Here is a 14,193-nt window from a genome sequence, read left to right on the forward strand (position 1 = left end):
CTGAGAGAAACCCATCAACATTTTGACGGGTTTTTTTATTTTCAATACCTTCCTTAGCACCTGTCATCACTGCGATTAAGTAAAAAATACCATTCACTTTTTTGGTTAGATACTCCCTATTTTCTGCCCTAATTGACAAACCTTCTGGAAATACTAAATTTTGAATTCTTATTTTGTCTTCCACGTCCCCTCTACCCCAACAAACACTTATGTTTTGAACTTTTTCAATCACTTTTTCGATATGTTTTTTGTGGTTAGATAATTTTTTTTCGTTCATGTCCATTTGTTCTTGAATTGCCTTTAATTCTGATTCAAATTGCAATACATATCTGTTATATTTTTCATCACCAAAATTTGGGTTGTCAAAATATCGTTTATCCAAATTCTCTATTTTCATTTCTAAATCTTTTTTCTTAGCAAGCAAACTCTTCATTTCACTCTTACCTTCAGTGTTCATGGTATCAAAGAGCTTATTTAGCTGCAATTTAAAAGGTTCGATAAATCGAATGTTAAGTGTATAATTTGATAATAAATTCTCAAAAGAGTTATTCAAACCTTCTGCTTTTGATTTTTCAGTAGTCGAAGCGTTAAAACTAACATTTTTACACTTTTGACATTTGTAATAATGTTTATTTTTTATCCGAACCTCATAACTTGTAAGTAAGCATCCACATTCACATCGCAGAAAACCTGTTAAGGGCCTAAACTCATTAATTTTATTTTTGGTGTATTCCTTAACTGTATTCCTTTTATTTTTAGAAAGCATGTTATCAACTATCAGGAAATCTTCTTGACTTACTAAACCTACCCAGTTTCCTCTTACTGGCTCTTCAATTAATGAATTTACCAATATTCCACAATAGAATGGATTTCTCCACATACTACTTAGAGCCTGCTTAGTCATTATCAAACCTAAAACTTCCAGTTTTTGTCTTATTACGTAGTCTCGTTCCTCCATTAATTTCCATTTCCAAGCTTTTTTTAATATCTCACCTTCCTCATTAATTGTTATTGACTGCGTTTCTTGAAGAAGAGTATAATCCGCTACTTTCTTTCCTCGCATTGTGTAACCTCTTGGAGCTTTACCTAACCAATTACCAGCTTTTAGTAAAGCTTTCATCCCAGGAATGGTTTTTTCTAACCTATCCATGTTTTCTCTTCTGGCATCAAGAAGCTTACTGTAAATATCCAATTTACTATATTCGTCATTAGTACAAAGCCCCGAAGATGTTTCAATCAAATGAACACCCAACTTATCAACCAGTTCATTTACAATCGCAATAGCATTACCTCCAGTTCTTGAAAATCTACTAATAAATTTTATTGCAATTCCAAAAGGTCTCTGTTTTGCATTTTTGACCTCACCTATTAATTTAGTGAATTCCTTTCTTGTAAAATCACCTGAAGCACTTTCATAAGTTCCTCCAAGTATATTTTTCAAAGCATATCCGTTTTTGTTTGCAAATTGAACTATTTCGCTTCGTTGCTCTTCTAAGCTATTGTTTACTAATTGAATTTTGGAGCTAACTCTGGTATAACCCCAAATCTCTTTTAACTCAACCCTTTCTATTATTTTTTCTCTTTGAAATTTTTTGAAATTTTCAACCCCCATAACTCTACTCTTTTAAATTATATACGACTATTGCTAATTGAAATAAACTTTCAATTATTTCATTAGTCTCCGATTCTGATACCTCATCAAAACCCTTACACTTTCTTAGTTCTTCGATCGTTAATCTATCTAGATTACTCTCACCATTCTTCTTTGTATCGCAAGGCATTCTTTCTCTCTGTTCGAAAGTTAAGTCCAACCCCACTGTCTTTAACATTTCCAATGTTTTCTTTGGAGTGATTTTTCTTTTTTCATCCGTTTCTTCATTTCCCATCTTGCACCTCCTTCTTTCAACAGCAAAAGACCGTTAAAACGGTCTTTTCTTAGTTCAACATTAAATCTCACTTCCTATCAAAGATAGGAAGTTATCTTTTCAAAATCATGTTTAAAATATAGCCATGATAGTCGCAGAATGTTGTTATTTCACTTTTCAGAATTTGAATCAAGTTCCTGTTTTAAATACAATTTGTGTAATTCATCTAACAATTCGATCTCCCCATGCGGCAACAGTTGTAACGCGATTTCCAGCAAAGTCATTATATTTATCTGCGGGTTACGTATGGAGCCTGAAATATAAGGCGGCTCACTATCCAAAGCCAGAATACTAACTTTAATTAAATCTGCCACCATTAGATTTAATTCATTATAACAGGATACTTTTATTTCTACATTAAACAAGTCCTCCTTTTTACTATCGGATTTTAGTTTTGTGAAATATTTTATTTTATTCATCAATTCTAAAAAATCAGTTATTGAATCTTTATTTAGCGCTTCCATGATTTTAGTTATTAGATTTAAGATTTTCTAAACGTTCTAATTCTGATTCGATAAGTCCATTGGCTTTTTCATAAAAAAGATTACATCTTTGCTCTAGAAGCTCTGTATTTAAAAAACTGGAAGTTTTCAAATTAGCCCAACGCAGTGAACTTGGATGCACCTTCAATAAATCAAATAGCTTCTTATCTTCTTCTGTTTTTCTGGGAAATATTTCAGAGGTTAGTGAAGTGAATATTTCACAGATATCAAAAAGATATGCTAATGCAAAATGATTAGGACGATATCCTAAAAATACATCTATGAGTCCTAGACAAATTTGTTCAACAGCCATATGCAACATAGATTCCTGAACAAATTCAGTATCAAAACCATCGATTTGATTTTCGCTTTCCAAAAAAGTTTGTGCAATTTTAGTTCGGTTATTCCAATGTGAGCGAATTGAATCCGCTTTGCGTTTTGGAATTCCATCAAAGGCAAGATTTGGAGGAACATTTACATGCTCATAAACTGTTTGACATTTGGTTAAAACCTCATGAAAAAAATATAATTTATGAGGTGTGAGATAACGTACCGATGTTGCTTTATGAAGTAATAAAGTTGTCGTGTAACGACCTTCCGTTTTGGTTTTTATAATATCACTAATATCATTTACAGCATTAGTGCTATTTTCATTGGTGAAAACCAATAGATAAAAATGCGTGTGTTCTACTTGTTTGGAAGCAGATTCTTGGAATGGGTTTTGAATAGCTTGGACTTGTTTTTTTTCTCCAAAACAATAAATCCCGCTAGTGCTAATACTCTCAATAATAATATTGCTAAGTATTTGTAATCCTGTGTTGTCAATTGCTTTCATAATTTTACTTTTTTAATTGTTACATGTCCGAAAAATTGTATTTTTGTTTAATACACAGCAAGTAAGCAATAGATTGTACCGTACCGAACTAATGGGAATTGTAACTTACCAAAGCATACTTGTTTTTTACCAAACACTTTTTTTCTAAAATTTTTTAAATACCTTTGAGTTATGGACACAGCAACAAAACCAAAACATATTGGCAGAAATATTAGCCGAATCAGAGAGCTTAGAGGTATGAAACAAGAAGCATTGGCTACCGCAATTGGAGTAAGTCAACAGTCAGTTTCTAATATTGAAGCAAGCGAGACAATTGAAGAAGAAAAATTAATAGAAGTTGCAAAAGCTCTTGGTGTAAGTGCCGATGCAATTAAAAATTTCACAGAAGAAAATGTGATTAATTATTTCAACAACTTTTATGATAACAGCGCAAGCAATGGTCAAGGAGCATTTGCTCCAATTTTCAACTTTAATCCTTTAGACAAATTAGTAGAAGCATATGAAGAAAACAAAAAACTTTACGAGCGTTTACTAGAAGCAGAAAAGGAAAAAATATCTTATTTGGAAAAATTAACTGATAAGAAATAATACAAAATTTGTTTTCATAAGTGAAAGAGCCTCGCAGTTTAGCGGGGCTTTTTTATTTCAAAAAAGAGTCCAATCCTACTCAAAATATATCTATGATAGTAAACCCATTTTTTTCTTGTTTAACTTCGGCTGACTGAATAATGAACTTGAAAATATACAAATATGGATTTCAGAAAAAAAAGGCTCTCAGCGCAGGAAGTCAAAAAAATTGATTTGACAGCCTATCTCTCATCACTGGGATACCAACCTGTAAAAATCAGAAATATGGAGTATTGGTATCGTTCCCCTTTGCGAGACGAACAAGAGCCTTCTTTTAAAGTCAACCAAAAATTGAATCTATGGTTTGACCACGGGCTGGGCAAAGGAGGTAATCTGATTGATTTTGGAATACTGTATCATGACTGTTCCGTTCGAGAACTTTTGCAAAAGCTCGACACTAATTTTTCTCTTCAACAGCCAACAGTTTTACCTTCAAATTATAATATAGCTACAGAAAATAAAATCAAAATACTAGGAGATTTTCCACTGGTCTCCCCTTCCCTTTTAAGATACCTTGAACAAAGAAAAATCCCTATTGAAATTGCCAATAAATTTTGTCGTGAAGTCCGCTATGAAATGAATAGCAAAAATTTCTTTGGAATCGGGTTTAAAAACAATTCCGGGGGGTATGAAATTCGCAATCCCTATTTCAAAGCCAGCAGCTCACCAAAGGATATTACTACCATAAATAATAACAATGAAGAAGCTATGGTCTTCGAAGGTTTTATGGACTTTTTATCCTTTAAAGCGACAACCAAAAACCTTCCCGAAAAAGGTCAGGATTTTGTTGTATTAAATTCCGTTTCATTCTTTGAAAGAGCACGCCCTTTTATGGAAAACCACAAACAAATTCGGCTTTATCTTGACAGGGATACTACAGGTATAAATTGTACCAGGCGTGCACTTTCAATGAGTTCAAAATACAAAGACGAAAGTACCCTTTACAAAAATCATAAAGATTTTAACGACTGGATTATGAATCCTGAAAAAGCTCAAAAAAAACATTTGGGACGGAAATTATAAAAATTACCAACGACTTATTTTAATATTTTCAAGAACTTTTACCTTTTTAGCAGTCAGTTAAAAACTGAAAGCCTTGAAGACTTATAAAAAGCTAAAAAGTTACAACGTTCCTGTAACGGCCAGATGAACGGTTGTCGGACAACCGGATCTGGCCACCCTATGCCTCGGAACTCGACGGTGGAGACACTAAAAGGATAAAAGAGTTTGATAAACAATGAAAATGAAAGATGATGGAAAGAGAAAATTCAAACAGAACACGCAGAATCACACTGCGCTTGACACCCGAAGAATACACAAAAATTGAACATAAATGGAAAGCCAGTACTTGCCGTAAGTTGAGTGACTATGTTCGTAAACACCTATTTGACAAACCTATTACAACCCACTACAGAAATCAGTCATTGGATGATTTTATGGAAGAAACGGTAGTACTCCGCAATGAGCTAAGTGCTATCGGAAACAATGTAAATCAGGTTGTAAAAAAGATGCACACCCTGCAACAAATTCCCGAATTCAAACAGTGGATTGTACGTTACGAATTGGAGAAAAGAATCCTTTCCAACAAGGTAAATGATATTCAAAATCACATGCAAAAAATCACGGACAAATGGTTACAATCATAAAAACAAGCCATTCCATCCGCAGTATTTTAAACTACAATGAGAATAAGGTTAAGGCGGGAGTAGCAGAATGCATCGGTGCGGGTAATTATCCCGTTGATGTAGACAAAATGAGTGATACCATAAAGCTAAACCGCTTTATGAAACGACTTGAATTAAACGAAAATGCTAAACGGAACAGCGTGCATATTTCCCTAAATTTTGACCCGTCCGAAAAACATTCTACAGAAAAACTGATGGCCATTACTGATACCTATATGGAGAAAATAGGCTTCGGAAAACAACCTTATTTGGTGTACCAACATCATGATGCGGGACACCCGCACGTTCATGTCGTGTCTATAAATATCGAAAGAGACGGCAAACGGATTGACCTGCACCATTTAGGCATAAGAAAATCAGAACCCGCAAGAAAAGAAATTGAGGAATTATTTGGCCTAGTAAAAGCAGAAGGACGAAAAAAGAAAGAAGAATTTAATCTGACACCAATTTCAATGGGTAAGGTTAGGTATGGCAGGATTGAATCAAAGAAAGCCTTAACAAATGTTTTAAATGAGGTTTTGAATGAGTATAAATACTCGAGCCTTCCTGAACTTAATGCAGTGCTAAAACAATATAATGTTTTTGCTGACCGCGGTAGTGAGAACTCAAAAATCTTTTTAGCAAATGGATTAGTGTATCGAATATTGGACGAACAAGGAAAGCCAATTGGAGTACCTATAAAGGCAAGTGATTTTTATTTCAAACCGACTTTGAAATTCTTGGAAGAAAAATTTAAGGGAAATGAAATTAGAAAAGTTCCAGACAAATTAAGAGTAAAAAACATCATTGACAAGACTCTGCTAAGAGATCATGTAATATCCATAAGCGAACTGGCAAAGCTATTGGAAAAAGAAGGTATTCACACTGTGTTTAGAAGAAGCTCCCAAGGTCAGCTTTATGGCGTTACTTATATTGACCATACAACAAAAAACATTTTCAACGGAAGTAATCTAGGGAAACAATACAGTGCCAAAGCCATCGAGGAACGTTGTGGACTAAAGATTGCTTGTGAAGAAAAAAGGAATCAGATTTATGAAAAACTTCCTTCTAAAGAATCGTTGATTGATAACCTTCAACAACAAAAAGATACTCTTACTATTCCTGATTTGGTTAAGGCATTGGATATGCTTTTACGGGCTGAATATTCTTCAGATTTTATGCCTAATCAATTAAAAAACAAAAGAAAAAAGAAAAAGAGAAAAGGACTATGAGATAATTTAAAAGGGAATCTAACAGTATAAATCCGTTAATTTTTGGGATAAAAAAGAAATTATTTTTTATCCCAAAAAAGAAACGAATCCTACCCTAACCCCAATTAAATCCTTTTACGGTCCATTGTTATTTACTGTTTTTTAAATTAGGAGTAATTTAATACATTGCCATACTATAAGGCCTAATTAACAATAAATAGTTTCTCAATTTTCGAATACACCGCGTTCACAATCCAATAAAAATTAAAATAATTTTTTAGACCAAAAGTAGGATGAGTAATAAAAGGACGGAGAACCCTTTCTGTTATTAAACTAATAAAAAAAACACCCGATATCGTAAATGAAAACGACCATAAAACCGGAAATCAAACCAAAACTTTGCTGATATATTTATTTAAAATTTTTCGCGATGTTATTCATATAATTTAGCTAACTTTATATGAATATTTGTAGTGTACAAATGAAAAAAATTCACATAATATTAATCATTACCCTTGGCATTTTCTTGATGCCATGTAATGGCTTTGCGTGTGGAAGAAATAAAATTAAAACTGAAAAAAACTGTTGCAAAAAAGAAACAATCCCCAAAACAGAAAAAGAATCATGTTGCGATAAATGCAAAAATTGCAAAAAAGAATGTCAAGGTAAATGTGGACATTTTGCCTGTACAGCCGTTTCAATTCTTCAGTTTAGTATCATCAATACTTTTGATATTGATTACAAAAACAATAATTTCAGTTTTTCTACCAAAAAACTAACATTTTATCAATCAGAAACCTTCGTTTCTTCTGGTTTCTATTCTATTTGGCTTATACCAAAAATAAGCTGAATTCCAATTTTGACAGCCATACTTATGTCAAATCGCGAGTAATTTTATTTTAAAATCAATTATTTTTCTTACTAATTACAATTATTAAATATTAGTTTAATTACTATTATTTAGTTCTTCTATTTAGAGCCTTTCAAAAACAATATTGGTAAACACTTTATTTTTTAAAAAAAGTGGCTATCAAATAAATTACAAAAACATTGATTGCAATGACCATATTGTTTTCTGTTGGGATTGCGAATGCATGGATTAAAGAGACTAAAAAACTAACTATTATCAATTTTAGCCATTTACAAAAGCAGGTTGATTTAACATAAACAATTATAAACCATTAATGTGATTCTCTAATTTGAGAATCATTATACAATATCTGAAATAATCAAGTTTAAATTTTAAAAAAATGAAAAATGAAAACACTAATTATCGTACTAAGCGTATTCTTAGCAGTAAATCCATTGGCGAAAGCTCAAGAGGTTCCACAACCACAAAAGGAAGCTCAAAAAGCAACTTACACTTGCCCCATGCACCCTGGTGAAGTGAGTTCAGACCCTGGAAAATGTGCCAAATGTGGCATGGAAATGATAAAAACTACCGAAAAAAAATACAAACATGCTGTAAAGGGAAGTCAGGCGGGAGTTGAAACTGTGACTAAATATGTTTGCAAAATGGATAATACTACTTCAGACAAGCCTGGAAAATGTCCTAAATGCGGTAATGATCTGATTAAAACCGAAGTCGAAAAAGCAACGTACACATGCCCAATGCATCCAAATGAAGTGAGTTCGGACCCTGGAAAATGTGCCAAATGTGGTATGGAAATGGTAAAAACTACCGAAAAAAAATATAAACATGCTGTAAAAGGAAGTCAGGCAGGTGTTGAAACTGTGACTAAATATGTATGTAAAATGGATAGTACAACTTCTGACAAACCAGGAAAATGTCCTAAATGCGGTATGGATATGACCAAAACTGAGGTTCAAGAAACAACATACACATGCCCAATGCATCCGAATGAAGTGAGTTCGGACCCTGGAAAATGTGCCAAATGTGGTATGGAAATGGTAAAAACTACCGAAAAAAAATACAAACATGCTGTAAAAGGAAGTCAGGCAGGTGTAGAAACTGTGACTAAATATGTATGTAAAGAAGATGGCTCTACTTCTGACAAACCCGGAAAATGTCCTAAATGTGGTAAAGAAATGACTAGTAAGAAAAGTAATAAATAATCCTCAGATAACTTTTAAATTACTAATTTAGTTAAACTTAATTCATATCTAAACAAAAGAGGATGTGACTTTTTAATTACAATTAACCCGAATAATCATATTCTAAAATACAAAAGAATGTTCTGCGGGCAGTTAAATCAATAGGAAAAGATTCCCTGACCCCATTGCTTAAATGATGAACATTCTTTTGGGTTTTGTATCACAATGGGTGTAAATGAAATTAAAAAAAACAATTATTAGAAAAATACTACAGCGTTGTACAAAGGGAAATTGCTATATAATTAGGCTGGAATAGAATTTTCCCAAATTAAATCAATGCTTGAAGGAAATCCGTCAGCTTTGTAATCAATTTATCCAATGGGAAGCATTAAACTAAATAGTATTCCATATTTAATAGACCCCGAAGCAGTGATTGCTGCTTTACAGTCTGATGGTGAAAGCGGATTATCTTCATCTCAAGTTGAGAAACGCTTGAAAGAATATGGAACTAATAAAATTGAAGAGAAAACAGACAAGAGCCTTTGGCTAATTTTTCTAGATCAATTTAAAAGTCCAATTGTATGGCTACTTGTTTTTGCTGCTGGTTTATCTTTTTATTTTGGAGAATGGGTGGATGGTATTGCCATTCTTATAGTCATACTTAGTAATGCGCTTATTGGATTTTACATGGAGTTCCAGGCAAGACGTTCCATGAATGCGCTAAAAAAATTATCTGCCGTACCCGCCAAAGTACTGAGGAATAAAAAATTGGAAGAAATAAATGCCGAAGGTATTGTTCCCGGCGATGTGATTTACATTGAAGCTGGAGATATGATTCCTGCAGATGGTAGAATTTTTTATGCCTCACAAATGCAGATTGACGAATCGGCATTAACAGGCGAATCTGTTCCTGTTGAAAAACAAATAGAAAAATTGGAAACAGACACTACTCTAGCTGAACGAAATAACACACTCTATAAGGGAACTTATGCTACAAAAGGCAACGGTTATCTGGTAGTTACGGAAACCGGAATGGATACCGAACTTGGAAAAATCGCACAAATGCTACAAACAGCAGAACAAGCTGCTACACCATTAGAAAAGAAGCTGCAAGATTTTAGCAAAAAATTGATTTGGATAACAGTAGCATTGGTAATTGTAATCTTTATTGGAGGACTTTTGAACGGGCAAAAATTACTTGAAATGCTTCAGACTTCCATTGCGCTTGCTGTTGCAGCTATACCAGAAGGATTGCCTATAGTGGCTACAATGGCATTGGCACAGGGAATGATGAAAATGGCAAAACACAACGTGATTGTAAAAAAACTTTCGGCTGTTGAAACACTTGGTGGAACCAATGTAATATGTACTGATAAAACAGGTACACTTACGCAAAATAAAATAGAAGTCAATACAATTATAACATCTGCTAATAATACCAAAGCTTTAGAAATTATTATTCGAATAGCTGTTTTATGTAATACAGCGGAGTTACAAAACAACGATGGTGCTGTTAAAGAAATTGGAGACCCTCTTGAAATCGGATTGCTCAAATTTGCTCTGAAAAACAATTTTAATATTCAGGATTGCAGAATCCAGTTTCCTAAAATAAAAGAAGAACCTTTTTCTTCCGAAACCAGAATAATGGCTACGCTCCATCAGTCTGAAGAAGAACTTATATCTTATGCTAAAGGAGCTACAGAAGAATTACTGATGCGTTGTAATCGCATTTTAGAAGCAGAAGGTATCACAGAACTGACGACTGAAAAAAAAGAGGTTTGGTTGAAAAAAGCCGAAGATCTTGGTAATTCAGGATTAAAGGTAATTGGTGGCGCATATAATCCTGCAGCTTCTTCAGGCAGAGATATCGCTGCAAACCTTGTGTTTGTCGGATTGTTTGGAATGATTGACCCACCAAGAGAAGAAGTATTTGATGCGATCGAGGAATGTAAAACAGCGGGGATAAATGTAATAATGGTAACCGGGGATCATCCTGCCACTGCTAAAAATATTGCTCTTGAACTTGGTATTGCAAGCAATGATAACTTTAAAGCAATGGTTGGGAAAGAAATGAACGATTACGAACATTTGACAGAACAGGAAAAATCAAATTGGTTGGATACAAAAGTTTTTGCAAGAGTAAGCCCTAAACAAAAACTGGATCTTATTTCTGTTTTACAAGAAAGAAAGAATATTGTTGGAATGACCGGTGATGGTGTGAACGATGCCCCTGCATTAAAAAAAGCCGATATCGGAATTGCAATGGGGTTAAGAGGAACACAAGTTTCTCAAGAGATGGCAGATATGGTACTAAAGGACGATTCTTTTTCATCTATTGTAACAGCCATTAGACAAGGCCGTATTATTTTTGAGAACATACGAAAGTTTGTAATTTTCCTCCTCTCCTGTAATTTAAGCGAGTTATTAGTGATTGCAACTGCATCGGTATTTAGCTTTCATTTCCAATTATTCCCTATTCAAATTCTTTTTATAAATCTTATTACAGATGTTTTGCCCGCCCTTGCTTTGGGAGTAACGGAAGGCAGCCTTGATATGATGCAAAAACCACCAAGGAACATTGAAGAACCTATTATTGATAGAAAAAGATGGATTAATATTTTCTTTTATTCAATTGTTATTGGAGCTAGTAGTATAGGCGCAGTTTTTTTTAGTCATTATACATTTCACAAAACGGAAACATGGAACCCGGAACTTTGTAACAATATATTATTTTTTACGCTAATCTTTTCACAGCTTCTTCACGTACTGAATATGGGGAGTAATTACTCATTTTTCAAATCAGAGATAATCCGGAGCAAATATGTTTGGGGAGCAATTATACTTTCATTATTCATTTTGGTTGGCATTTACAATATTGAACCAATGAGAAAAGTATTAACACTTTATAACCTGTCTATTAATGATTGGCTTATTTCAATTGGAGCAAGTGTGGTTTCATTAATAATAATTCAGATTGGTAAAAAACTAAAAATTGCACAATAATGAACAGCGTAAATAAAAGCATTTTCGTTTTTGGTTTGTATTCTTTGTCAATGGGAATCGTTTTGCTATTTTTTGCAAATCTTGTATTGCCTATAGTGGGTTTCCGTATCTCTAAAGAACCGTGGCTTCACTTACTTGGTTTTGTATTAATCTGTTCTTCATACTATTATTTACGATCTGCTATAAACGGAAATATTGATTTTGCTCGATACACTATGCATACAAGATTTTGCGCCCCACTGGTAATCATTTTCTTGATTGTAACAGACAAAGCGGATTGGCATTTTTTATCTTTTGGAATTGTAGATGGATTGGGTGGAATTTGGACGTGGATTGAATTAAAGAAAATAAACTTTAAATCGTAATAGGGACAATAATTACAGTATTTAAATGGAAAAAGTTATCATCAATAATCATTCAAGGCAAACCAATTGGTATGTTATAACAGGGGGACCAAGTTCGGGTAAGACAACCACCGTTAATATACTTCGAGAACGAGGTTATATTACGACTATGGAGCATGCGCGACATTTTCTTGACACACAAAGGCTAAAAGGAAAAACAATTGAAGAGGTTAGAAAAAACCAACGGGAATTTCAGCTGGGCGTTTTAGATATGCAGATTGAGCAAGAAAAAGAAATTGCACCACACGTCCAGGTTTTTCTTGACAGGGCAATTCCTGATGCGCTTGCCTATTATCGTTTTTTAAATCTTTCTGTAGATGACAAATTAACAAATGCATTAAGAAATGTTTCCTATAGAAAAGTTTTTATTATGGATTCTCTTCCCTTAAAAAATGATTATGCCAGAAATGAAAATGCAGAAGCACAAAAAAAAATCCATGCACTGATAACCGAAGTTTATGAATCCTTGCCTTTTCCCGTTGTACATGTTCCAGTACTTCCGGCAGAAGATCGGGTAGATTTTATATTGAAAAATCTTTAGTAATCAATGTAAATAATAAAACTTGTTTCAAGTTAAAATTTAGACTAAAAGAAAATAATAATGATAAATTATTTCATAACCTGGGCACTTAAAAACCGGATAATTGTTTTGCTTATTGCAGCTGGAGTTACTGCTTACGGCATTTATGCTGTAAAAAACACACCCGTTGATGCTATTCCGGATTTGTCAGAGAATCAAGTCATCATTTTTACCGAATGGATGGGACGGAATCCGCAAATCATCGAAGATCAGATTACCTATCCTCTAGTGAGCAATTTACAGGGGATTCCCAAAGTAAAAAATATACGGGCCAATAGTATGTTCGGGATGAGCTTTGTCTTCGTTATTTTTGACGATGATACAGATATTTACTGGGCAAGAACAAGAGTTTTAGAACGATTAAATTATGCCCAACGACTTTTGCCGGAAGGCATTATACCAACACTTGGCCCAGACGGAACAGGATTGGGTCACGTTTATTGGTATACTTTAGATGCTCCCGGCTATGATTTGGGAGAACTTCGCGCCTTACAGGATTGGTACGTGCGTTTTGCTTTACAGACCGTTGATGGTGTCAGTGAAGTGGCTTCTTTTGGTGGTTTCCAAAGACAATACCAAGTGATAATTGACCCTAATAAACTTCGTTATCATAACATTCCATTAATGGAGGTAGCAGAAAAAATTAAAAAAAACAATAATGATGTAGGCGGCAGAAAATTTGAGCAATCAGACATTGGGTATATCATTAAAGGATCGGGGTATATCAAAAACATAAAAGAAATTGAAAATATTCCGCTTAAAACTATTAACTCGGTTCCTGTCAGAATAAAAGACGTCGCTGCTGTTCAAATGGGTGGAGAATTAAGACTAGGCATCATTGATGAGAATGGTGAAGGAGAAAAAGTAGGTGGAATTGTAGTGATGCGTTACGGAGAAAATGCAAAAGATGTAATAGAAAGAATTAAGGAAAAATTACCGGATATCGAAAAAGGTTTGCCTCCGGGAGTAAAATTTAAAACGGCTTATGACCGTGCAGATCTAATTGATGCTACTATAAGTACATTAAAGGAAGCAGTAATAGAAGAAATTATAGTTGTCGCCATCGTACTATTTATCTTTTTGCTTCATGTAAGAAGTGCTTTGATAGTCGTTATTACAATTCCAATATCTGTTCTTATCTCATTCATTATGATGAGCTGGTTTAACATCACCTCAAATATAATGTCGCTTGCGGGTGTTGCACTTGCTGTTGGTGATTTAGTGGACGCCGGAATTGTTATGGTTGAAAACGCAATGAAATCAATCAGCGGAGAAGAAGATTAATTTTTTTTAAAACTAAACCAAATGGTAACAAACGAAGAAAGAGAAGAGAAAATTGAAGCATCTTCTAAGCTTATTGGAAAAGCTGTGTTTAATTCCATACTGATTACATTGGTCTCATTCAGT

The 14,193-nt window shown here is 33.9% G+C and carries 14 protein-coding genes; 10 read left to right on the forward strand and 4 right to left on the reverse strand.

Annotated elements, in window-relative coordinates; all coding sequences use genetic code 11:
* From ABEB23_RS17025 to ABEB23_RS17040, 4 genes are all read right to left on the reverse strand, one after another.
* Nucleotides 1-1,612, reverse strand: a 1,612-nt coding sequence (locus ABEB23_RS17025; RefSeq protein WP_348813878.1) for a recombinase family protein, incomplete at its 3' end; no start/stop codon positions are given.
* Between the two features lie 4 nt (nt 1,613-1,616).
* A complete protein-coding gene (locus ABEB23_RS17030) occupies nt 1,617-1,886 on the reverse strand; it encodes a hypothetical protein (RefSeq protein WP_348813879.1) in 270 nt (89 codons plus the stop codon).
* A gap of 149 nt (nt 1,887-2,035) precedes the next feature.
* The gene (locus ABEB23_RS17035; RefSeq protein ID WP_348813880.1) at nt 2,036-2,389 is read right to left on the reverse strand and encodes a hypothetical protein; all 354 of its coding nucleotides are present in this window, start codon (nt 2,387-2,389) and stop codon (nt 2,036-2,038) included.
* A gap of 4 nt (nt 2,390-2,393) precedes the next feature.
* Nucleotides 2,394-3,242, reverse strand: a complete 849-nt coding sequence (locus ABEB23_RS17040; protein ID WP_348813881.1) for a hypothetical protein — start codon at nt 3,240-3,242, stop codon at nt 2,394-2,396.
* Nucleotides 3,243-3,413: 171 nt separating this feature from the next.
* Here ABEB23_RS17040 and ABEB23_RS17045 point away from each other — a divergent pair, with 171 nt between their 5' ends.
* The 10 genes from ABEB23_RS17045 to ABEB23_RS17090 all read left to right on the forward strand — a co-directional run bounded on the left by ABEB23_RS17045 (nt 3,414) and on the right by ABEB23_RS17090 (nt 14,070).
* Nucleotides 3,414-3,830: a helix-turn-helix domain-containing protein gene (locus tag ABEB23_RS17045; RefSeq protein WP_348813882.1), complete on the forward strand. Its 417-nt coding sequence runs from the start codon at nt 3,414-3,416 to the stop codon at nt 3,828-3,830.
* A 162-nt stretch (nt 3,831-3,992) separates the two neighbouring features.
* Nucleotides 3,993-4,892, forward strand: a complete 900-nt coding sequence (locus ABEB23_RS17050; protein ID WP_348813883.1) for a DUF8464 domain-containing protein — start codon at nt 3,993-3,995, stop codon at nt 4,890-4,892.
* Between the two features lie 230 nt (nt 4,893-5,122).
* Nucleotides 5,123-5,515: a plasmid mobilization protein gene (locus ABEB23_RS17055; protein WP_348813884.1), complete on the forward strand. Its 393-nt coding sequence runs from the start codon at nt 5,123-5,125 to the stop codon at nt 5,513-5,515.
* Nucleotides 5,500-6,765, forward strand: a complete 1,266-nt coding sequence (locus ABEB23_RS17060) for a relaxase/mobilization nuclease domain-containing protein (RefSeq protein ID WP_348813885.1) — start codon at nt 5,500-5,502, stop codon at nt 6,763-6,765. The genes ABEB23_RS17055 and ABEB23_RS17060 overlap by 16 nt, the downstream gene beginning before the upstream one ends.
* Before the next feature lie 460 nt (nt 6,766-7,225).
* Nucleotides 7,226-7,594, forward strand: coding sequence for a hypothetical protein (locus ABEB23_RS17065; protein ID WP_348813886.1), 369 nt, complete (start codon nt 7,226-7,228; stop codon nt 7,592-7,594).
* Between the two features lie 407 nt (nt 7,595-8,001).
* Entirely contained in the window at nt 8,002-8,820 is an 819-nt protein-coding gene (locus tag ABEB23_RS17070; RefSeq protein ID WP_348813887.1) for a heavy metal-binding domain-containing protein, read from the forward strand.
* A 357-nt stretch (nt 8,821-9,177) separates the two neighbouring features.
* Complete coding sequence (locus ABEB23_RS17075) at nt 9,178-11,802, forward strand: cation-translocating P-type ATPase (protein WP_348813888.1); 2,625 nt, start codon at nt 9,178-9,180, stop codon at nt 11,800-11,802.
* On the forward strand, nt 11,802-12,167 hold the full coding sequence (locus ABEB23_RS17080) for a hypothetical protein (RefSeq protein ID WP_348813889.1): 366 nt from the start codon (nt 11,802-11,804) through the stop codon (nt 12,165-12,167). Before ABEB23_RS17075 ends, ABEB23_RS17080 begins: the two co-directional genes overlap by 1 nt.
* Before the next feature lie 25 nt (nt 12,168-12,192).
* The gene (locus tag ABEB23_RS17085; RefSeq protein WP_348813890.1) at nt 12,193-12,747 is read left to right on the forward strand and encodes an AAA family ATPase; all 555 of its coding nucleotides are present in this window, start codon (nt 12,193-12,195) and stop codon (nt 12,745-12,747) included.
* A gap of 60 nt (nt 12,748-12,807) precedes the next feature.
* Entirely contained in the window at nt 12,808-14,070 is a 1,263-nt protein-coding gene (locus ABEB23_RS17090; RefSeq protein WP_348813891.1) for an efflux RND transporter permease subunit, read from the forward strand.
* Nucleotides 14,071-14,193: the final 123 nt, after the last annotated feature.

The sequence above is a fragment of the Flavobacterium maritimum genome (assembly GCF_040049085.1).
Lineage (GTDB): Bacteria > Bacteroidota > Bacteroidia > Flavobacteriales > Flavobacteriaceae > Flavobacterium > Flavobacterium maritimum.